This window comes from Paenibacillus sp. B-A-8 (assembly GCF_048572915.1).
Classification (GTDB): Bacteria; Bacillota; Bacilli; order Paenibacillales; family Paenibacillaceae; genus Paenibacillus_AQ.
This window is the reverse complement of sequence record NZ_CP183882.1, coordinates 5,066,764-5,087,327: the sequence shown is the minus strand read 5'-3', so window position 1 is coordinate 5,087,327 and position 20,564 is coordinate 5,066,764. Positions and strand designations below refer to the sequence as shown.

Below are 20,564 nucleotides of genomic sequence, written 5' to 3'. Positions count from 1 at the left end.
AGACTGATTGTACGCTTCCCCAAGGGGGCTTATAATGTGGGGGCAGGAAAGCATTTCTGCCTCCTGCTCCAAATTCAAACAGATATGGGGCCTGTCATCCGTGTTTAGAAAGCATCAATCACTTCGAATGAAACTTGTCTGGTCTTCACTGATCTGCGTACTGATTCCACTGGTCTGCATTTACATGGTTACAGATTATTTAACTCGGGATCTGATTCTGGAGAAGGCCGTTGGCAGCGCAAGAGAATCGCTCAATGCGTCCAGTGCCAATATGAATGCCATTTTTGAACAGACGCTAGAGCAATCCAATTTCGTGCTCCAGAACAATGAAATTAGGCAGATGATGTCCGCCGATCCAGAGACGCTACGTTCAGCGAAGGAGATCATCCAGTATAACCGTATGTCGCGGATGCTGGATGATATGTTCGTATTAACCGAATATTTGAAAGTGACGCTAATCGGAAAAAATGGATTTATTTATACCAGCTATCCTTATAGTGACTTTAATCCGACAACCTTTTATAACGAGCAATGGATGTCGCTGATGAAACAAATTCAACCTATCTCGACCTATTGGAAAGCAGAACACGATACTTACTATAATTACTCGGATAAGGGCTCAACTAATTGGGTAACCATTGCGAGACCCATTCAATCAACTTCCAGCAGTACGATCGGATATATGATTATTAACATCAATGAGCGTAAACTCCGCCCTTATCTAAATAATGATAACGGTAAAGAAATGATGCTTTTGGATGATAAAGGTACTGTCGTTTCGCATGCTGACAAGGCCCGAATTGGTGAATTGACGACATGGTGGAAGAAGGATGGCGGGCTTGACACTGTCGAAATCGATGGGGAGAAATTCTTATATGTTGACCAGGAGCTGAGCAGCAACAAATGGCGGATGGTAAGCATTATTCCAATGAAGGCTGCTTTGTCGAAGAATAAGCAGATTTTATTTATCAGCTTGGCTGTGCAGATTCTTTTCTTTACTTTGTTTTCCGTGCTCTTAACCGTCCTTATCTCTAAACTAACTCAGCCTATCGTAAAATTAAGTGCTTTTGTAAAGGGAATAGGTCGTGGTCAATTGGACGAACGTTCCTTCATTCGAGGGAAGAATGAGGCAGCGCAGCTTGCCCGCACCATCGACCAAATGCTAGACCGTATCGAGTCTATGATTGAACAAATCACTTATGAGCAAATGGGAAAAAGAAAAGCCGAGCTAGAAATGCTGCAGGCACAGATCAATCCACACTTTATGTTTAATTTACTGAATTCGATCCGGTTAAATATTTTGATGCAAGGAGACAAGGAGAACGCTGAGCTGATTGGTTCGCTGTCGTCTTTGCTCCGCATGACCTTTAACAGGGACAATGAATTTATCCCGCTTCGCGAGGAGACAGACACGATATCTCATTATGTGACGTTGATGAATTTTCGCCACGCGAATCAGGTCAGACTAGAGATGAATTTAGCGGATGGAAGTGCTGAAGCGCTGGTACCCCGGTTTATGATTCAGCCTATGATCGAGAATGCTATTATTCATGGTTTCGAGCAGTTTGGTGGTGAGATTTACATTGGTGCTCATATAATTGCATCTACAGGAACGCTGGTGATCACGATTAAGGATAATGGCATCGGCATGTCACCGGAAAATTTAAAAAGACTTCGTGAAACCGCATACAGCAGCGAGCAAATAGCAGAAGAAGACAGAAAAGGTTTCTCCGGTATAGGCTTACGCAATGTAGCTCAACGCCTGAGTATGATTTATGGCGCTTCTTTCAAGCTGAATATCCAAAGCGAACCTGATGTGGGTACGGAGATTTGTTTGGAGTTTCCTCTGGATGATGGAAAGGCAGGTGTGGAGAATGCTGACGGCAATCTTGGTGGATGATGACTATCCGGTTATCCGTTATTTGTCGCAAGCTGTACCTTGGAGTGAGATCGGTATTGAACTCATAGGAAGTTATTATAGCGGTCTTGAGGCTTGGGAAAAAGCACAGCAGAATCCACCGGATTTGATTATTACCGATATTGGTATGCCCAAGATGAACGGACTGGAGATGCTTGAGAAATTCAGAGCAGTGAATCCTGGAATCCGAGCGATTATTTTGTCCTGCCACAACGAATTCAAATACGCTCAGCAGGCGCTGAAATTAAACGTAGGAGAATATATTTTAAAGGAATCACTGGATATCGATCAGCTGGTGCAAGCACTCAGAACGCTTGTGACGGAAGTGGGTCTGAATAGGCAGCAGCATACAGAGATGCTCGTTTATAAGCAAAAGCAGTCTCAAAACCGTGCCGCACTTAAGGAAAAGTTTCTAAAAGATACTCTGTATCAATCCTGGGACAAGGAGGCTTGGATCGAACAGGCCCGGTCAAACGGAATTATGATCCATGCCAAAAATTATATTCCGCTGGTTATTGTGATTGACCGTCCGGAGGAAGTTTCAAGGGTACGCCGGATGAGTGAATATACGATTTCTTTTGCAGTTGAGAATATCATGCAGGAAGTGCTTGAGGCTGATCACAGTCTATTTATTTCGAGATACAGTAACAAGGAAATTGTCATTCTCTTTTGCAGTGACAAGCCATCTAAAGACCACCAAGCAATCTATCATTCTATTCAAAATGCAGCTTCTGCCGTGCAGAAATATCTCAAGCTGTCCGTCTCTTGCATCTTTGGCGCTGAGGCGCGCAGTCCTGAAGAGATTCGAGGAACACTGCAGCGGATGCTAAGGGAGAAGATCCAACGCTTTTATCTTCCTACGGCAGGAATTCACCGTTTTGAAGAGATTTGCTTTTCAAAGGAAGATATTTATGCCGAATATGGAAGTGTGTACGCTGTTATCAATGATGATATTGCTCTGAACAGGGACACGGAGCTTCGCGTTCATATCAAGGAATGGAGAGAATGGGTGGCCTCGCAAAAATTCCATCCAAATGAAGTCAAGGAATGTGTACTCCGCTTGCTGATGGATTTGCAGATGAAGACGAAACAACTGCTGCAATCACCACTGCCTATGGCTGAAGAGAAGCTGTTTAACGTGTTGGGTGACATTGAAACTCTTGAGCACTTGGAAGATTGGTTAGTTCAGTACTTGGAGGAATTAGCTCGGAAAATTAGTATATTCTCCATTAAGTCCAAACGGAGCGAGGTTATCAAAGCCCAGCAGTTCGTGATTAGTCATGTAACGGAGAAAATAACATTAGAAGACATGGCCGGACGCCTGAACTTGAATGCCAGCTATTTCAGCCGCCTCTTCAAAAGGGAAACAAACCAGAATTTCATTGAATATGTAAATATGCTAAAGCTTCAGAAGGCAAAAGAGCTGCTTAATCAGTCAGGAAAGACTGTGGAAGAAATCTCCGAGTATCTGGGATATGCGAATAAAAGTTATTTCATTAAGTTGTTTAAACGGGAAATGGGCATGAGGCCGAGTGAATATGCAGCTTGGCATTGAGTGTGGATAGGAGGGACCCAGCTGTGGAAATGAAGGGTACTAAAAAAGAATTACAGATGTTCCTAAATGATCTATATGCTCCGCTAGAGAGTCGATTTACTGCTGGATGTGCAGGAATTGAGATGGGGGCTACAGGATCTATTTACAATGAAGCTACCGCGCTTATGGAAGCCTTTGCCCGTCCTTTATGGGGGCTTGTCCCCCATGCTAGCGGCGGCGGTGAAAGTGTACTTTGGCCGATGTTCCTCGAGGGGATCATCAACGGGACAGACCCAGAGCATGATGAATATTGGGGTGAATTCTCGACTAAAGATCAGCGAATGGTAGAGCAAGCTGTACTGGGACTAGGACTTGCTCTTGCACCGCATAAGCTGTGGGAGCCACTGAGTGATGTACAGAAACGAAATGTGTATAACTGGTTGAATCAGATCAACCATGTCGATCGATCTAACCCGAATAACTGGCTAATGTTCACGGTACTTGTGAATGTGGGCTTTAAGAAGCTTGGGTTGCCCTACGATCAAGAGATAATGGATGATTATTTGGACAAGATTGATACCTACTACTTGAGTGATGGTTGGTATTCCGATGGGCTGACCGATCAGAGGGACTATTATATTGCATTTGCTATGCACTATTACACGTTGATTTATGCTAAATTGATGGCGGATGAAGATCCTCAGAGGGCTGCAGTCTACCGGGAAAGATCCGCGCAATTTGCCAAAGAGTTTATTTATTGGTTTGCTGAGGACGGAAGTGCAATTCCTTTCGGACGTAGTCTGACCTATCGTTTTGCACAGGTCTCTTTCTGGAGTGCGCTGGTATATGCCGATGTACTTCCTTTTTCATATGGTGTTCTCAAAGGAATTATAATGCGTCATTTTCGTTGGTGGTTTGATAAACCTATTGTGGGAATAGACGGACTTCTAAGTATCGGATATGCGTATCCGAACCTAGTAATGACAGAGAACTACAACGCCCCCGGATCACCGTATTGGGCCTTTAAAGCTATGCTTATTCTTGCCTTGCCAGATGATCATCCTTTTTGGCAAGCGGAAGAAGAACCACTGCCTGTATTGAAAGAGCTATTGCCACTCGAAGAGGCACGTATGCTGGTGAGCCGTCCGGAAGGGAATAAGCATGTTATTGCCTATACCTCTGGTCAGATGGCTAACTTTGATATGGCCCATAGTGGGGCTAAATATTCCAAGTTTGCTTACTCCACGCTGTTCGGCTTCAGTGTGCCGAAGGCGGGTTATGGCTTAGTTCAAGGTGCTTATGACTCCACACTAGCGCTGTGTGAATGCGATGAATATTACCGGGTACGCAGATTCTGCGAGACGTGGGAAATTGGAGAGAATTATGTATATTCACGCTGGCATCCCTGGAGCGATGTACATGTGGAGACATGGATTATTCCAGCAGGTCTATGGCATGTCCGTATTCACAGCATTCACAGCGCCCGGTGTCTCGACGTAGCGGAGGGTGGATTTGCCATTGGCCAGTCTGCCGGCTTCACCCGTAGTGAACGGGAAACCATTCATGTATCTAACACTGCTGTCTCGGTGCAATTGCCCTGGGGAATCAGTGCCATACATATGCTAAGCGGTTTTGACCGGGGGGAATGTGTAGAGCCTGAGCCGAATACCAATCTGCTGAAGCCGCGGACGTTTCTTCCAAGCTTATGCTCCAGACTGGAGCCGGGAGATCAAGTGCTGATATCAGCTGTCTTTGGAGCAACGAATACTCCGGAGAATCAGGCCAGTCTGGCTTCGCCGCCGCTTATTCAGTGGCAGTCAGACGGAAGGATTGCTGTATACGATCCTAGTAACGATGCACTTTTGCATACTGTTGATTTATTGGAAAGGAGCAACAAAGATGTGGACTAAGGCCATCGAGGATGCGATTCATAAAATTGGGAGTAACATTACTAACCATCCGGGCAAACTGCCCCATATCGCCGAGGGGCAACAGTACGAATGGGGAGACAATGATGATTGGATAGAGGGATTCTATGTGGGCATGATGTGGCTTGCCTACGAATATGGTAAAGATTCATTCTTTAAGGAGGCGGCAGCCTCATGGCTAGGGGACTTCAAGCATCGTTTGGATCAGCACATCGCCTTAGATCATCATGATATTGGCTTTTTGTATTCACTAACTGCAGTAGCGCAGTGGAAAATATCAGGCAGTGAAGCGGCGCGGGCTGTCGGTCTGCAGGCTGCAGATACGTTGTGTAAACGTTGGCGTGAAACAGCTGGAATCCTCCAGGCTTGGGGTCTAGAGAGTGATCCTGAGAACGGGGGGCGTATCATTATTGACTGTTTAATGAATTTGCCTCTGCTGTTCTGGGCTGCGGAGGAAACGGGGGACAATCGCTACTATGATATAGCCCTTCAGCATGCGTTAAAGAGCCGAAAATTTCTTGTGCGCGGGGATGATTCCTCTTATCATACTTTTTACTTTGATCCGGCTACGGGGAGTGCGATTCGTGGAGGAACTCATCAAGGGTATGAGGATGGATCGACCTGGACTCGTGGTCAAGCCTGGGGAATATACGGTTTTGCGCTGGCGTATCGCTATACGCAGAATGAGGATTTTCTTATTACTTCCAAAAGCCTGGCTCATTATTTTATAAGCCATCTTCCGGAGGATAGTGTGGCTTATTGGGATTTCGATGTGCCTGTGGAAGCGGGGACCCCTCGTGACAGCTCAGCTTCTGCGATCGCGGCTTCCGGCCTCTTGGAACTGCTGGACATTCTGGACGCAGATGACCCGGACCGCGCTATTTATGAAGAGGCATTACTCCGCAGCATGAAATCTCTGGTGGAACATTATGCGACATCTGAAAATCCAGAGGCGGAGGGACTTCTAAAGCATGGCTCCTATCATGTCAGAGGCGGACGCGTGCCTGATGGCCATATGATTTGGGGAGATTATTATTATTTAGAAGCATTGATCCGCATGCAGACCGGCATCCGAGGCTATTGGTAGTATGAGCTTCTAACAAGCACGCTTCCAAAGCATCCACAAAATTTCACCTATTCGATGGAAGCTTTCGATGGAAGCTTTCGAAGCAAGCTTTCCTTCTTACGGAAAGCTAACTAGGCGGTCGCTATGCTCCTGCTGTTCCAAGTTGTCTCTTTGCAACTCTTCTTCTATGTTATTTTCAAGAAAAGTTATATTAGAAATGCGGTCAATGGAGCCGATCATTTCCTATTAGCAGTGCCCCTTTCTCGATAATCCGAGGAAGGGGCTTCTTTGTTGTACGATGGGTGTACTAATTTCAAGCGGCGATTCGGAAGCTTTCTAAGCAATATGCTAGGACAAATAAATGATATCGTAAATTTCTCCTTTGTTCATGAAGAATTACAGAACAACGATTGCCTGGATATTGTCCGCAATGCAGGACCTCCCATTCGAACCACTAGAGCTTACTCTGTATAAGATTACACGAAATGAGTTAGTGCTAGCTCCGGATAAATATATGTTATATTATTGCTTATCGGCGCTAGGAGAATAGTAATGATAGATTACGGTATACAAATGGAGGATCAAACGTTGATGGTACGGATTATAAGAAGTATAAAGTCTCTAATTTACACTAACTCAAAAAAATTAGCATTTAAAATACCATTCGCTTATTTTTTGGTCATTTTGCTTACGGTGGGTTTCAGTTATGGGGTGTTGAATCAAATATCTACTAATTCAGCCCAAAAGAAAATTAACGAGGCTTCTTTGCAAACGATTACTTCTATACAGACAAACGTTGATTTAATGATTGAAAACGTAAACAATTACTCTAAAATGATATTTTCCGATCGTAATCTGCAAAACTTGTTAAGGCAGGGAGGGGTGTATTCCAATTTGGATACACAATCTAAAGTTAGCGCCTATTTGTATAATCTTATGCAAGCGGTTCCTATAATTGATTCTGTTAATATTTTCGATAATACGGGGCATCGTTTTTCCGTCGGAACACAGGAATTACCAACTTTTATGGAAGCGGACATAAAGGATGCCTCCTGGTATGAGCAAGTTGTAAGTAATAAAGGGAAATATATTCTAAGATTAAATGGCAGCGGAGCTTTTTCAAGAATGGGAGCCGATGAAAATTTCGTATCTTTTATACGGTTGATTCGGGATATTGATAACACTTCTCCCCTAGGGGTGTTGGTCATTAATATCAAAGACGACGCCTTTGTACAGGCGTATTCGAATCTGCTGAATCAGAGTTCCTTTGAAATTGCTATTTTAGATGAAAATAATCATATCATCGTATCCGATTCCACCCAAGATCAACATAATGCAGTCTATAAAGAGATCCTTATGACAAACAGAGAGAGCCTGGAACAACAATTTCAGAAAAGCAACTCAGGATCTCTTACATTGAATTCGGGTTCACAGAAGTATAGAATCTCTTATCTCTCAGGTGGAGAATTTAATTGGAAATTTGTAAGTATTACACCCTACAATACGATTGATTCGCGGAATAAATCGCTTGTACTCTTGGCATTGCTTCTATTGATTATCAACGGAAGTATTTTCTTTTTTAGTTCCTTCATCATTTCGCGCAGTATTATTAATCCGATACATAAGCTCCTCCGATCCATGAACAAAGCTCCTAGGGGTAATTTTATGAAAGTAAAAGTAGAACGCAATATTTATGAATTCGAACAGTTGTTTAACGGTTATAATCACATGATTGAGGAAATGGATCAGCTTCTGACCCGAATCGTCGAAGAGCAGAAGATGATTCGTAAAGCTGAATTGAATACACTGCAATCCCAGATCAAACCGCATTTTTTATATAACACGCTGGACTCCATTACTTCGTTGGCGTTGTCTGGATTAAACGATCAGCTATGTGAAATGATTGAGGCATTGGGAAACTATTATCGTATGAGTGTCAGCAAGGGCTTAGACGTTATCACGGTCGGTGAAGAGATTGAAATGGTTCGTAATTATTTGAAAATCCAAAATATACGTTATCAGGATGTCTTTGAGGCTCAGTTCGACGTGGATGAAGACTGCCTTCAATATCCTATACCCAAGCTGGTTATACAACCATTGGTTGAAAATGCGCTTTATCATGGTATCCGGCCTAAAGGAACGAAAGGAACGATTACAATCAGCGCGCGAAGTATGAAGGATGAAGTGAGAATATCCATATCTGATGATGGTGTTGGGATATTGGAAGAAGAGATTATGCAAATTCTTGAAAGAAAAGATCAATTAAAGAGCTTTGGATTGTGGGGAACTATGGAGCGCTTGCGTATTTTTTATGGAAATAAAAACTGTATTAAAATCGAAAGTGAATTAGGAAAAGGGATGACAATAACGATAATTATACCGAAGGGATAGATACGCAATGGAAAAATTAAAGGTTTTGATTGTTGATGATGAATATTTGATAAGGAACCTGCTTAGGATGCGTATTGACTGGGAAAAGCAAGGCCTAACTATTATAGGAGAAGCTTCCAATGCACTCGAAGCTTTGGATATGGTGGATGAACAGAGACCGGACATTATTTTTACGGATATTTATATGCCCTCTATCAACGGAATTGAGTTTAGCAGGGAAGTTTTAGCAAAGTATCCGGATATAAAAATTGTTATCGTTACAGGTCATGACGAATTTGAATATGCACATCAGAGCATCAAAATGGGAATTTCTGATTTCATTCTAAAACCGATTCGTGCTTCAGATTTGCTCAATGTGATTGATAAGCTGAAAAATAAAATATACGAGGAGCGTACGCGAGATAAGGAATTAGAGAGATTGAAAGAAGATTTAGAGCGGAATTTTCCATATCTCAGAGAAAAATATTTATATCAGTGGTTAAAGGGCGATCTTTCCAAAGAAGAGATTCATGAAAAAGCGGACTATTTTAAACTGCCGATGTTCCTAAACAAAGAGGCCTTTCAAATCGCTATTCTAGAAATAACCTCAGCATCCGTAAAGCAATCAGAGGAACAGTTGATTCTCTTGGGAATGGAATGCAGATACAAAGTGGAATCGTTCTTCCAAAACGACAATCAAGTGATTATTTTAACAGATACCCGAAACCAAATTGTAGTCATTTCATTTAACCAAGCTACGAATCTTGTCAGCGATTGTGAATCACTTATAACCAATCTGTGCGAATCCTATAAATGCTATGTTAACATCGGGATCGGGCGCAAACGTATACATATAGAAGAAGCGCACCTTGGATATCAGGAAGCATGTCGTGCGGTGCAATACAAGGTCTTTGTTGGAAATAATCAGGTTGTTTGCTTCGAGGATATTGTAGGAAACAGGGAGGCGCATTACCAGTCGAATCCAGACCGTCTTCAGCAGCTGCAGTTCTACATCAGCGTCGGTTCGGGCGAGCAGGCAATTCAAAGTCTAACGCAGATCTTTGATGTTGCTTTCTCCAGTATAGCTCAGTTTCGTCTAGCAGCGATGGATGTGATCAATGAATGCCAACGTGCTGCGATAGAGCAACAGGTCGAGGATGAAGAAGTGTCCAATAAAGAAACATGGGTCTCTATTCTCACTGCAGACAATTTACCGGAATTAATGAACCTATTGGAGAGTTATGTCCTACACGTATCAAGAATTATTTATTCAAAAAACCAAACAAAAGAAGGGGACCTCATCAGTCAGGTGAAAGAGTACCTCGAGAAAAATTTGGATGATCCCAAATTAGGATTAGCTACTACGGCTGGGACTTTCTTCGTCAGTCCAGGTCATTTGGGACGACTTATGAAGAAAGAAACAGGGCAGACCTTTGTGGAGTATCTTACGAACATACGTATGAAAAAGGCGGAAAGCCTGCTGAAGAATACGGATTTAAAAGGATACGAGGTTGGTGAACAGGTTGGAATCAAGGATGCGCACTATTTTAGCATCTTGTTTAAGAGATTTACGGGGATGTCGATGAATCAGTACAGAAACGGTAAATGATTAAGAGGATATGTTCGAATAATGAAAGGTATATGTTGGTATTTTGAATGGAGTTATCATGGTAGCTTCCCTAAACTAATACTAGAAAGAACAAATTTCATTTGGGGGGTTTATTGATGAAAGCGTTATTAAGAAAGACGATGAGCATAACGTTGGCTATAGGAATCGTAGGTAGTGTAACTGCATGTTCATCCGAATCATCTGGAGGAACTCAGTCGAAAAGTGGAAGTGTTAAGTTGACATTATGGGATCAATCCGTAGGTAATACTGATCCATCTGCAAAATTATTGCCGGAAATCGTTGAGAAGTGGAATAAGGAGCATCCAGAAATTCAAGTTGTACGATCAGGAACGACTGGCGAGCAGTATAAAACCAAAATTAAGACTTCACTTGCCGCAGGTGAAGCACCTGACATTTTTTATGGAATGGGTGGAGGCAGCTTCATGCAGCCTTATATCGAATCCGGCAATGTGCTTGAAATTAGCAGCTATTTAACGGATGAAATTAAATCGAAGATGGCTCCAGGTATGTCTGAAGCTATCGAGGTTGATGGGAAAATCTATACACTGCCTGTCTATACCCATATCGCTAATCTTTTTGTAAATACTGAGTTGTTCGATAAAGCAGGAGCCAAAATTCCGACAACCTATTCAGAGCTGCTCGATGCGGGAGAGAAACTAAAGGCAGCGGGGATCACCCCGGCTCTCATTGGAGAGAAGGACCGCTGGCCCGGTATGTATTGGTACGATATGATTGCGATGCGCCAGGCAGGAAATGATGCGGTCATTGAGGCATTTAAGGATCCTTCCAAATGGAATTCACCAGATTTCGTTGCTGCAGCTACTAAAATGCAGGAACTTGGAAAAACAGGATTCTTCAATAGCAGTATGTTCAGCATGAGCTATGATGAAATGCTTGGAGCGTTCAATGCAGGACAAGGGGCTATGATGTTTCAAGCCAACTGGGTAAATGCAGGTATCGAAGATCCATCCTCGGCCGTCAAAGGCAAGGTCAAGGTGATTCCATTCCCGGTATTTGAAGACGGTAAGGGAAAGAGTACTGAAATTTTCGGAGGAGCGGTGGATGGCTTTTATGTCAGCAATACCACAAAGCAACCCAAAGAAGCCGTTGAGTTTCTTATGTATCTAAGCGAGCAGCTCGGTACACAGGGCTTCCTTGCCGGAGCAGGGCTTCCTAGCTGGAACATTGACGCTCTTGATACTTCTGGTCTGTCCACACTTGATAAATCAGCAGCAGATATTATGAAAACAGCATCTTCTTTTATTGCATGGTGGGACAATATTCTCCCGGCTGATTCTGCGGAAGCTCACAAGAACTTAATCGCGCAACTCTTGGCAGGAGACATCACTCCTGATGAATTCTGCAAACAGATGGCACAGCTTAAACCAACGGAACTAAGCCTCTGATCTGTGAAAAAAATGAAGCGAGATGTGGTCAGAGACTGTCTCTGGCCACATTTTTGAGAGGAGAACCACGATGAACTCTGTATTTTCGAACAAGAGGGCCATTGCTATATTTGTCCTGCCTACCCTCCTCATATTTTGTTCCATTGTATTAGTTCCGATCTTTATCTCCAGTTACTATAGTTTATTAGATTGGAATGGCATCGGTAAAGGTACGTTTATCGGACTAGACAATTATGTGGAAATGTTCACAGATTCACGAGCATTAAATTCCATAAAAAATTCTATGCTGTTCGCGGCAGCATCAATTTTCATTCAGTTGCCTATATCGCTTTTACTTGCTCTTATATTGGCCTCTTCGGTCAAGGGTGAAGGATTCTATCGTGCAATATACTTCATTCCAGTGCTTATCTCAACCGTTGTAATCGCGCAACTGTGGTCTAAAATTTATAATGCGGATTACGGACTTTTGAATTGGTTACTGGAAAGCGTAGGTCTTTCAAATCTGGCACAAGATTGGCTTGGTAAAAAAGATACCGCCCTTGTGGCGTCCTTTATTCCAACGCTTTGGCAGTATGTCGGCTATCATATGTTACTGATGTATGCTGGGGCAAAGTCCGTTTCACAAGATATTCTCGAAGCAGCGAAAATTGACGGAGCTTCCCGTATAAGAACTGCATTCTCCATTACCATTCCACTAATGAGGCCTATTCTGAAAGTATGTCTTGTCTTTTCAGTCATTGGTGCCTTTAAGGTATTCGATCTAATTTATGTATTGACGGGCGGAGGTCCTTTATTCTCCACTGAAGTACCGAGCACGTTGATGTATACAACTATTTTTGACACTTACAGATATGGATATGGTAGTGCGGTATCTGTTTTCATAATTCTGGAATGTTTAGTGTTTACAGTAGTTATTAATAAATTTTTTAAGACTGAATAGAGGTGAGGAAAGTGAGTACTGCAAAAGTGGTGTTGCGAAAAAGGTCGAATTATTTTGGGAAAATACTACTGCAAGTGTTTCTAATCATTGTGGCTATCGTACAAATTTACCCCCTTATCTGGCTGGCATTTTTCTCGCTTAAAGATAATAGTGAAATATTCAGTGGTGATGTCGTAGGCCTTCCTAAGGAATTTCTCTGGAGCAACTATGTTAAAGCCTTATCAGACGGTAATGTATTAACTTATTTTTTTAACAGCGTGTTGGTAACTTCTGTATCCATTATTCTGGTACTGATTCTTGCTTCTATGACTGGTTATGCCGTCGCGAGGATGAACTGGAAATTCAGTGAATTAACGATGACCCTGATCCTCCTAGGGATGATGGTGCCGATTCATGCGGCCCTGCTGCCGCTGTTTATGGTCCTGAAGAACTTACATTTGCTGAATACTTATTGGTCCTTGATTATTCCTTATGTTGCTTTTGGTATCCCTTTGGCTGTGTTCATCGTCAGTAGCTTCTTTAAGGGACTTCCTCGTGAATTGGAAGAATCAGCGGTCATTGATGGATGCGGCATTTACAGAACGTTCTTTTCCATTATGTTGCCGCTTATAAGTCCTGCTATTGCAACGGTTGCGATATTTACATTCCTATCTTGTTGGAACGAATTGATGTTTGCGACTACGTTCATCAATGACTCACTCTATCAGACTTTAACAGTGGGTATGATGTCCATGGTGGGGACCTACATCACACAGTGGGGGATTATTGGAGCGGGGCTCATGATTGCTACGATTCCAACGATTGTAATCTACTTGTTGCTCAACAAACAGGTACAGAAGAGTATGATCGCAGGCGCAATCAAGGGATAAGGGTTGAAAAATAGAAGGGGGATCTTTTAATGAATGCTACTATTACTGTCAACACTGATCAGTCGTGCGGTACGATCAGTCGTCATATTTATGGGCATTTCGCCGAGCATCTTGGACGTTGTATCTACGAAGGGATCTGGGTAGGCGAGGATTCGCCGATTCCTAATACCCGTGGTATTCGGAATGATGTTCTAGAGGCGCTGCGAGGTCTTAGCATACCGGTGCTCAGATGGCCGGGCGGGTGCTATGCTGATGAGTATCACTGGAAGGATGGCGTTGGTCCACGTGAGGCGCGCAAGCATATGGTTAATACGAACTGGGGAGGTGTTGTGGAGAACAATCACTTCGGTACCCATGAATTCTTCGACCTTTGTGAACTGCTGGATACGGAGCCTTATATCTGCGGAAATGTTGGCAGTGGCACCGTTCAGGAGATGCAGGAGTGGGTGGAGTATATGACCTTTGACGGCGAATCACCTATGGCTAAATGGCGGAAGGCTAATGGCCGGGAGAAGCCTTGGAAACTCAAATATTTTGGCGTCGGAAATGAGAATTGGGGTTGTGGCGGCAACATGCGGGCAGAGTACTACGCCGACGAATACCGCCGTTTCCAAACGTATGTCCGTAATTACGGACATAATCAAGTCTATAAGATCGCTGGCGGTGCTAACGTTGATGATTACCACTGGACGGAGACGCTAATACGTGAAGCCGGTGGACTTATGGATGGTCTCAGTCTGCACAACTACACAGTGCCTGGAGGATTTGAGATCAAGCGGCCGGCGACTGGCTTTGATGAAGCGGAATGGTTCGAGACCATGCAGCTCGCGCTCCACATGGACGAGCTGATTACCCGACACACGGCGATCATGGATCAACACGATCCGAAGAAACGTGTGGGCTTAATTGTCGACGAGTGGGGTACCTGGTTCCAAGTAGAACCGGGTACAAATCCTGGCTTCTTGTACCAGCAGAATACGCTGCGTGATGCGCTTGTTGCGGGACTGCATTTCCACGTCTTCCACCGTCATTGCGACCGTGTCCACATGGCGAACATTGCCCAGACAGTCAACGTACTACAGGCGATGATTCTAACGGAAGGTGATAAAATGTTGCTGACGCCGACCTATCACGTGTTCGAAATGTTCAAGGTGCACCAGGATGCAGAGGCGCTCGCGATTCACCTGGAGATTGGCGAATACCGTGTGGGCGATGAATCGCTTCCGCAAGTCAGTGCATCGGCTTCGAAGCGGCCTAACGGAACGATCGACATCAGCCTATGTAACATCGACCCCCATCACCAAGTAGATGTATCTCTAGGGTTACGTGGGTTGGGGGGAATGTTGAATGTTAGCGGCCGGGTACTGACGCATACAGATATGAATGCTCACAACACATTTGGGCAACCGGAGAGGGTGAAGCCACAGTCATTTAACGGCGTTACGAGTGTAAGTGACGACGGTTTACTGGCAACGCTGCCGCCGATGTCCGTGGTCGTGTTGACACTCAATTAAGGATTGTGCGCTTAGATGCGGCGTTGACATGGCATTATACTGCAGGAATAATGGATGTATATAAGCATTCATAGGATGTGAATCGGAAGGAGTAATATAATGGCTAAATTATCATTAGTTCATAAGGTCCCAACTCAGGAGAAGGTAGTCGCTTTTACGTTCGACGATGGGCCGCATCCATTATATACGAAAGAGTTGTTGGATATCTTCCATAAACATAATGGTAAAGCGACTTTTTTTATGATCGGTGAAGAGCTCAATATGTACGAGGCTATCGCAGCAGAGGTTCATATGGCCGGACATGAGATTGGCAATCATACTTACTCCCATCCTGATTTGACAACACTGACTATAGATGAAGCAAGGACTGAATTACAGCGGGCGGATGATACGATTCGTAAAGTGACGGGAAAGCATGTATTGAACTTTAGACCACCTTTTTTTGGTGTTAACGATGATATTCTTATGCTTGCTGCAGAATTTGGATACCATTCGATTGGCGCTGTAAACGGTGAGGCCAAGGATTGGGAACAGCCCGGTGTCGATTTTATTCTGGATCATACGAGACCAACCATCGAAAACGGAAGCATTTTCTTGTTTCATGACGGGTATGGCGAACGAGCTCAAACTATTGAAGCTGTCCGGGTATTGGTGGAAGAGCTTGATGCCGAGGGTTATCGATTCGTGACTTTAAGTGAACTGTTTGGGATTGCTGATCTCCAGCTATAAAGATTAGCCGAAGGTAAGCAAATTTCCAGCTGCTGTTGTCTCCGGATTTTCTGATTGTTTTGCTTTTAGCGATTAATGATTCCTTCATAAACTATTAGCAGGACCCCTTCCTCCAAAAAATTGAGGAAGGGGTCCTGCTTTATTGTGTAATGGCTGTACTCTCTGCTTGTTTAAGATATTCTATTACTCACGCTTCCAAAGCATCTGAAAAACCTTACCCATTCGAATTGGATTGGGTGAGGTTATTTATATTATACGTTTTTACTAGATTGATGTATTATCTCTATCCATTTGGATGTTGTGTGGATTCCCGAACGATCAGATTAGACGGAAGGAGAATTTCAACAAAAGGCTCGTCAGGATGGTCAATACGCCAGAAGAGCTGTTCAACAGCTTTACGTCCAAAGTAAGACAAATCTACATTCATCGTTGTAGTCAACGGTGTGGTTATTCGTGACAATTGTCCATTATCGAAGCTGACAATGGATACATCTTGGGGAATACGATACCCAAGCTTGTACACAACGGAATTGATCAAGAATCCAAATCCGTCATTGACACAGAACCATGCTGTAGGCTGCTTATCGAGCGCTTGTACAGCGTTGAATACATCATCCATTTCTTCTGTTACACGATCAATTACCCACATCGGGTTGTATTCAATTCCAGCCTGGTATAAGGCCAGGCGATAACCCTCCAGGCGCTCGTAATAGCTGGGAGAGAACTGTATATTGCCGATAAAACCAATATGAGTATGTCCCAATTCAATTAAATGCTGCACCGCTGTATAAGCGGCATAGCGATTATTAGTGAGAATACTGTCGGCCATAAGATCAGGATGATGATGATCAATTAACACGGTGGGAATACCTGTATTGGTCACTGCCTGAATATAAGGGTTCGTAATATGGGACAGAATCAAGATCCCTTCAACAGATTGATCCAATAAAATAGGAGGCAGGATTAAATTCTCAGAAGAATGCTTATCAATAGATTGAATAACCATACGCTTGTTTCGCTTCGCTGCTTCCTTCTCAATGCTTAAATAAATTTCTCCAAAAAAGTTGCGTTTGGAAAATGCAAATTCCGATGCCAAGATGGCAAAGGTTCCTACTTCTTCTTCAGTGCTTTTACGCCCTCGCGAATAGATGTAACCCATCTCATTCGCTGTATCGATAATTAATTGCCTTGTTTCTTCGCTGACACCGTCTTTACCAGACAGAGCCTGAGAAACAGAGTTCTTAGATATATTTAATCGATCGGCGATATCTTGCATAGTTACCTTCACCTTCATGCGAAGATACGTCCTTTCTAATAAGAAGTGTAATGAATATTCTTCCATACTGTCTCTCATAATACTAAAGATTATGCCGCAAAACTACATTACAATTCTAAATTATTATAACATTACAAAATATTATTGTAAAGTTAATGCATAGTATGTGTAATTGTGTCGATTGTATAAAAAATCGAAGAATAGGTTGACAATTTCGCTTAAAACTATAATAATAGCAAATGTAACGCTTACAAAACATTGTTTTAAGTAATTTTGTAACGTTACAAAATTGATTTATAGATTACTAAATGCTGTACGAAAGTGCATCTATACTTTAGGGAGGTTTTATTTTATGAAGAAAAAGCTTGCAGTATTAATGTCACTTACGCTTGTATTCACGATTCTTGCCGGTTGTGGATCGAAGAGTAGTAATTCAGGCACTTCAGCAGATGGAGTAACAACTATTGAGTTCTGGGCTGCACCTAACCCGACTCAACAAGCATATTGGCAAAAAATCGCCAAAGAGTATGAGACTGTTAATCCTAAAGTGAAAATCAATGTAAGTGCGATCAAGGAGTCCCCTACTTCTGAGGCGAGTATCCAAGCTGCAATCGCGGGTGGAAGTGCTCCAACGATGACTGAGAATATTAGCCGTGGTTTTGCAGCACAACTTGCGAACAGTAAAGCGTTAGTTCCTTTGGATACAATAGCAGGCTTCGATGATATTGTGACAAAACGTAATATGTCCAAAACGATTGAGCCTTGGGAATTTGCGGATGGTCATCAATATGTTCTTCCAATCTACTCGAATGCGATGATGTTCGGATGGAGAACGGATATCTTGAAAGAAGCTGGTGTGAACGAAATTCCGAGAACATACAGTGAAGTGATTGAGGCAACGAAAAAATTAAAAGCAAAATACCCGGATAAATATCTTTGGGCGAAACCAGACTTAGCAGATCCTACATCATGGAAAAGATGGTTCGACTTCTTTATGCTGTACAATGCAGCATCTGATGGTAACAAATTCATTGAGGGTAGCCAATTTGTTGGCGATGAAAAAGCTGGTATAGACGTACTTTCTTACGTGGACAATCTTCGTAAGGAGAAAGGGCTCTTGACTCAGAACGTAACGGAACCTTTTGAAAATGGCGTGGGTGTATTTACGGATATCGGTCCTTGGACATTTAACATGTGGGCTGAGAAATATCCGGAACTTGAGTACAAAAAGAACTTTGAAGTCACATTGCCTCCTGTTCCGGACGGTATGGATCCAGCAAATGCGAAAACTTTTGCGGATGCTAAAGGAATTGTTATCTATGCATCGGCAAGCCCAGAGCAACAGGCTGCTGCAATAGAATTCATCAAGTGGGTATACTCGGATGTTCAAAACGATGTTGCCTTTTTCCAAGAAACGAACTTGCCTCCAGCACGTGATGATGTAGGTACGAATGAAGCATTTAAACCTGTATTTGAAAAAACGCCTGTATTGCAAGAGTATGCAAAAGCAATCCCGAATGCTGTTCCATCCATGGACAATCCAAAATTCAACGAGTTGCAAACCTTTATTGGTCAAGAGGCCTTTAATAAAATCGTTCGTGGTGAGATTGATCCAAAAACGGGTTGGGACAATATGAAGAAGGCGATTGAAGGGGAACTTCAATAATGATTGAAAAAAATAATAATCGGTTAGGCTGGCTTTTTGCCAGCCCTTACCTTATTTTTTCGACTGTGTTTTTCTTGGGCCCGCTTATTTGGTCTCTATATTTGTCTTTTACTAACTGGGACTTGATTTCACCAACTTATGATTTTGTAGGATTCAAGAATTTTACCAAAGCATTAGGCACACCAGGGGTAAAATCGGCATTTTGGGTAACGTACAAATTTATGATCGTATTTGTACCGATTGTCACAGCAATGTCGCTTTTTGTAGCGGTAATTGTAAAAGGTTTACCTAAATTAAAAACCGTATTTCTTATTGGATTCTTTTTACCATATCTTTCATCAGGGGTTGTTGCATCCCTTATTGTTAAAGGTTTTTTGTCACATACAAGTCCTGTTCAGACGTTTCTAAGGGAACGGTTAGGTCTTGATATTGACTGGCTCGGCGGATCTTTCTCAGCATTATTCGTCGTTGCGATGATTATGGCTTGGAAATTTACAGGTTACTATGCGTTAATTCTTACATCAGGTTTAGAAAGTATTGATCAGGAAGTATATGAAGCAGCGGCAATTGATGGTGTGAAGGACAGCCAAAGATTCTGGAAAATTACGTTGCCTTTGCTGTACCCTGCGATTTATACAACCTTAATTTTATCCTTTGGTGCAACATTCGGTATCTTTACTGAGGTCTACCAATTAACAGGCGGCGGACCAAACTATGCAACGAATACATGGCAAATGGAAATATACAGTCAAGCATTTAAGAACCTGCAGGCAGGTTACGCATCAGCTATCGCGATTATGGCTGCGGTTGCGACATTTATATCTATATTCGTAATCCGAAAAATTCTGGAAATGTGGGGTAAGCGCAATGGTTGGGTCTAATTCAAACATCAAGCTCCGGCTGTCGATCCGCTATTTGATTGCGATCGTACTGCTCGTGATTATGGTATTCCCCTATTTATATATGGTATTGAACTCACTTGCAGATTGGTCACAGGTAGACCGGAAGCTGATACCGACGAAATTTACGCTGCGCTCGTATCAATGGCTCTTTACAGGTGGTGAGACCGGGATTACAAGACCATGGATTCACGCCTTCTTTAACAGTGTGTTCGTTTCCCTGATATCTACAGCCTTAATGATGATGTTCGCGATTATGGTCGCTTATGCGCTCTCGAAGCTGAAATTTCGCGGGAGAGACTCTATTAACAATTTTGTGTTGTTTCATATGTTCTTCCCGGCAATCATTCTGATCATCCCTAACTTTTTGATTATTCAAAAAGTAGGACTGTTCGATACGTATTGGGCGCTCATTATTCCCAAGGCGATGAGTTTATGGGGGATCTTTATGTACACCAACTTCTTTAAGGCGGTACCCGACGCTTTCATTGAAGCCGCCAAGCTGGATGGGGCATCCGATTTCAAAATCCTGTATAAGATTATGATGCCGATGTCGAAGTCCATTACGACCGTTGTATTCCTATTCCTGCTAATGGAACGTTGGACAGAGCTCCTATGGGATATGATCGTCGTCCGAAGTGACGGTATGTTAACCTTGAACGTTTTATTATCTCAGATGTTTGGTCCGTATCAATCGTATCCGGGTCCGATGTATGCCGGTGCAGTGATGCTCACCTTGCCAATCATTATCTTGTTCATCATCTTCGGCAAGAAATTCCAAGAAGGTATGCAATTTAACTTGAAATAGGCGAGCACAGG

The 20,564-nt window shown here is 42.9% G+C and carries 15 protein-coding genes; 14 read left to right on the top strand and 1 reads right to left on the bottom strand.

Annotation, left to right across the window (positions count from 1 at the left end; translation table 11 throughout):
• Positions 1 to 34 precede the first annotated feature (34 nt).
• From ACN6MV_RS23035 to ACN6MV_RS22985, 11 genes are all read left to right on the top strand, one after another.
• Positions 35 to 1,900 carry a cache domain-containing sensor histidine kinase gene (locus tag ACN6MV_RS23035; RefSeq protein ID WP_419884951.1) on the top strand — a complete coding sequence of 622 codons (1,866 nt, stop codon included), beginning with the start codon at positions 35 to 37 and terminating at the stop codon, positions 1,898 to 1,900.
• Positions 1,851 to 3,473, top strand: coding sequence for a response regulator transcription factor (locus ACN6MV_RS23030; protein ID WP_419884950.1), 1,623 nt, complete (start codon positions 1,851 to 1,853; stop codon positions 3,471 to 3,473). Before ACN6MV_RS23035 ends, ACN6MV_RS23030 begins: the two co-directional genes overlap by 50 nt.
• Before the next feature lie 29 nt (positions 3,474 to 3,502).
• Entirely contained in the window at positions 3,503 to 5,362 is a 1,860-nt protein-coding gene (locus ACN6MV_RS23025; RefSeq protein ID WP_419886797.1) for a DUF2264 domain-containing protein, read from the top strand.
• On the top strand, positions 5,352 to 6,467 hold the full coding sequence (locus ACN6MV_RS23020; protein WP_419884949.1) for a glycoside hydrolase family 88 protein: 1,116 nt from the start codon (positions 5,352 to 5,354) through the stop codon (positions 6,465 to 6,467). The genes ACN6MV_RS23025 and ACN6MV_RS23020 overlap by 11 nt, the downstream gene beginning before the upstream one ends.
• Before the next feature lie 873 nt (positions 6,468 to 7,340).
• Positions 7,341 to 8,837, top strand: a complete 1,497-nt coding sequence (locus tag ACN6MV_RS23015) for a sensor histidine kinase (RefSeq protein ID WP_419884948.1) — start codon at positions 7,341 to 7,343, stop codon at positions 8,835 to 8,837.
• Positions 8,838 to 8,844: 7 nt separating this feature from the next.
• Positions 8,845 to 10,425: a response regulator gene (locus ACN6MV_RS23010; protein WP_419884947.1), complete on the top strand. Its 1,581-nt coding sequence runs from the start codon at positions 8,845 to 8,847 to the stop codon at positions 10,423 to 10,425.
• A gap of 116 nt (positions 10,426 to 10,541) precedes the next feature.
• Positions 10,542 to 11,852 carry an extracellular solute-binding protein gene (locus ACN6MV_RS23005; protein ID WP_419884946.1) on the top strand — a complete coding sequence of 437 codons (1,311 nt, stop codon included), beginning with the start codon at positions 10,542 to 10,544 and terminating at the stop codon, positions 11,850 to 11,852.
• A 70-nt stretch (positions 11,853 to 11,922) separates the two neighbouring features.
• On the top strand, positions 11,923 to 12,792 hold the full coding sequence (locus ACN6MV_RS23000; protein WP_042130024.1) for a carbohydrate ABC transporter permease: 870 nt from the start codon (positions 11,923 to 11,925) through the stop codon (positions 12,790 to 12,792).
• Positions 12,793 to 12,803: 11 nt separating this feature from the next.
• Positions 12,804 to 13,661, top strand: coding sequence for a carbohydrate ABC transporter permease (locus tag ACN6MV_RS22995; RefSeq protein ID WP_081954147.1), 858 nt, complete (start codon positions 12,804 to 12,806; stop codon positions 13,659 to 13,661).
• A gap of 29 nt (positions 13,662 to 13,690) precedes the next feature.
• Positions 13,691 to 15,175 (top strand): alpha-N-arabinofuranosidase, encoded by a 1,485-nt coding sequence (locus ACN6MV_RS22990; protein ID WP_042130023.1) that lies wholly within the window; start codon positions 13,691 to 13,693, stop codon positions 15,173 to 15,175.
• 99 nt (positions 15,176 to 15,274) lie between these two features.
• Complete coding sequence (locus tag ACN6MV_RS22985) at positions 15,275 to 15,904, top strand: polysaccharide deacetylase family protein (protein ID WP_419884945.1); 630 nt, start codon at positions 15,275 to 15,277, stop codon at positions 15,902 to 15,904.
• A 283-nt stretch (positions 15,905 to 16,187) separates the two neighbouring features.
• Here ACN6MV_RS22985 and ACN6MV_RS22980 read toward each other — a convergent pair whose 3' ends face one another.
• Positions 16,188 to 17,198 carry a LacI family DNA-binding transcriptional regulator gene (locus tag ACN6MV_RS22980; protein ID WP_375103565.1) on the bottom strand — a complete coding sequence of 337 codons (1,011 nt, stop codon included), beginning with the start codon at positions 17,196 to 17,198 and terminating at the stop codon, positions 16,188 to 16,190.
• A gap of 334 nt (positions 17,199 to 17,532) precedes the next feature.
• On the opposite strand from ACN6MV_RS22980, the gene ACN6MV_RS22975 reads away from it, so the two are divergent.
• From ACN6MV_RS22975 to ACN6MV_RS22965, 3 genes are read left to right on the top strand one after another with little or no spacing between them, the layout of a single operon-like run.
• Positions 17,533 to 18,846 carry an ABC transporter substrate-binding protein gene (locus ACN6MV_RS22975; protein ID WP_076117121.1) on the top strand — a complete coding sequence of 438 codons (1,314 nt, stop codon included), beginning with the start codon at positions 17,533 to 17,535 and terminating at the stop codon, positions 18,844 to 18,846.
• Positions 18,847 to 18,848: 2 nt separating this feature from the next.
• Positions 18,849 to 19,727 (top strand): carbohydrate ABC transporter permease, encoded by an 879-nt coding sequence (locus ACN6MV_RS22970; protein WP_170880227.1) that lies wholly within the window; start codon positions 18,849 to 18,851, stop codon positions 19,725 to 19,727.
• Positions 19,714 to 20,553, top strand: a complete 840-nt coding sequence (locus tag ACN6MV_RS22965) for a carbohydrate ABC transporter permease (protein ID WP_042130016.1) — start codon at positions 19,714 to 19,716, stop codon at positions 20,551 to 20,553. Before ACN6MV_RS22970 ends, ACN6MV_RS22965 begins: the two co-directional genes overlap by 14 nt.
• Positions 20,554 to 20,564: the final 11 nt, after the last annotated feature.

Coding starts and splice junctions, on each gene's coding strand:
- ACN6MV_RS23035 (WP_419884951.1), top strand. CDS start 35: ATGTGGGGGCAGGAAAGCATTTCTGCCTCCTGCTCCAAATTCAAACAG.
- ACN6MV_RS23030 (WP_419884950.1), top strand. CDS start 1,851: ATGATGGAAAGGCAGGTGTGGAGAATGCTGACGGCAATCTTGGTGGAT.
- ACN6MV_RS23025 (WP_419886797.1), top strand. CDS start 3,503: ATGAAGGGTACTAAAAAAGAATTACAGATGTTCCTAAATGATCTATAT.
- ACN6MV_RS23020 (WP_419884949.1), top strand. CDS start 5,352: ATGTGGACTAAGGCCATCGAGGATGCGATTCATAAAATTGGGAGTAAC.
- ACN6MV_RS23010 (WP_419884947.1), top strand. CDS start 8,845: ATGGAAAAATTAAAGGTTTTGATTGTTGATGATGAATATTTGATAAGG.
- ACN6MV_RS23005 (WP_419884946.1), top strand. CDS start 10,542: ATGAAAGCGTTATTAAGAAAGACGATGAGCATAACGTTGGCTATAGGA.
- ACN6MV_RS23000 (WP_042130024.1), top strand. CDS start 11,923: ATGAACTCTGTATTTTCGAACAAGAGGGCCATTGCTATATTTGTCCTG.
- ACN6MV_RS22990 (WP_042130023.1), top strand. CDS start 13,691: ATGAATGCTACTATTACTGTCAACACTGATCAGTCGTGCGGTACGATC.
- ACN6MV_RS22985 (WP_419884945.1), top strand. CDS start 15,275: ATGGCTAAATTATCATTAGTTCATAAGGTCCCAACTCAGGAGAAGGTA.
- ACN6MV_RS22980 (WP_375103565.1), bottom strand. CDS start 17,198: ATGAAGGTGAAGGTAACTATGCAAGATATCGCCGATCGATTAAATATA.
- ACN6MV_RS22975 (WP_076117121.1), top strand. CDS start 17,533: ATGAAGAAAAAGCTTGCAGTATTAATGTCACTTACGCTTGTATTCACG.
- ACN6MV_RS22965 (WP_042130016.1), top strand. CDS start 19,714: ATGGTTGGGTCTAATTCAAACATCAAGCTCCGGCTGTCGATCCGCTAT.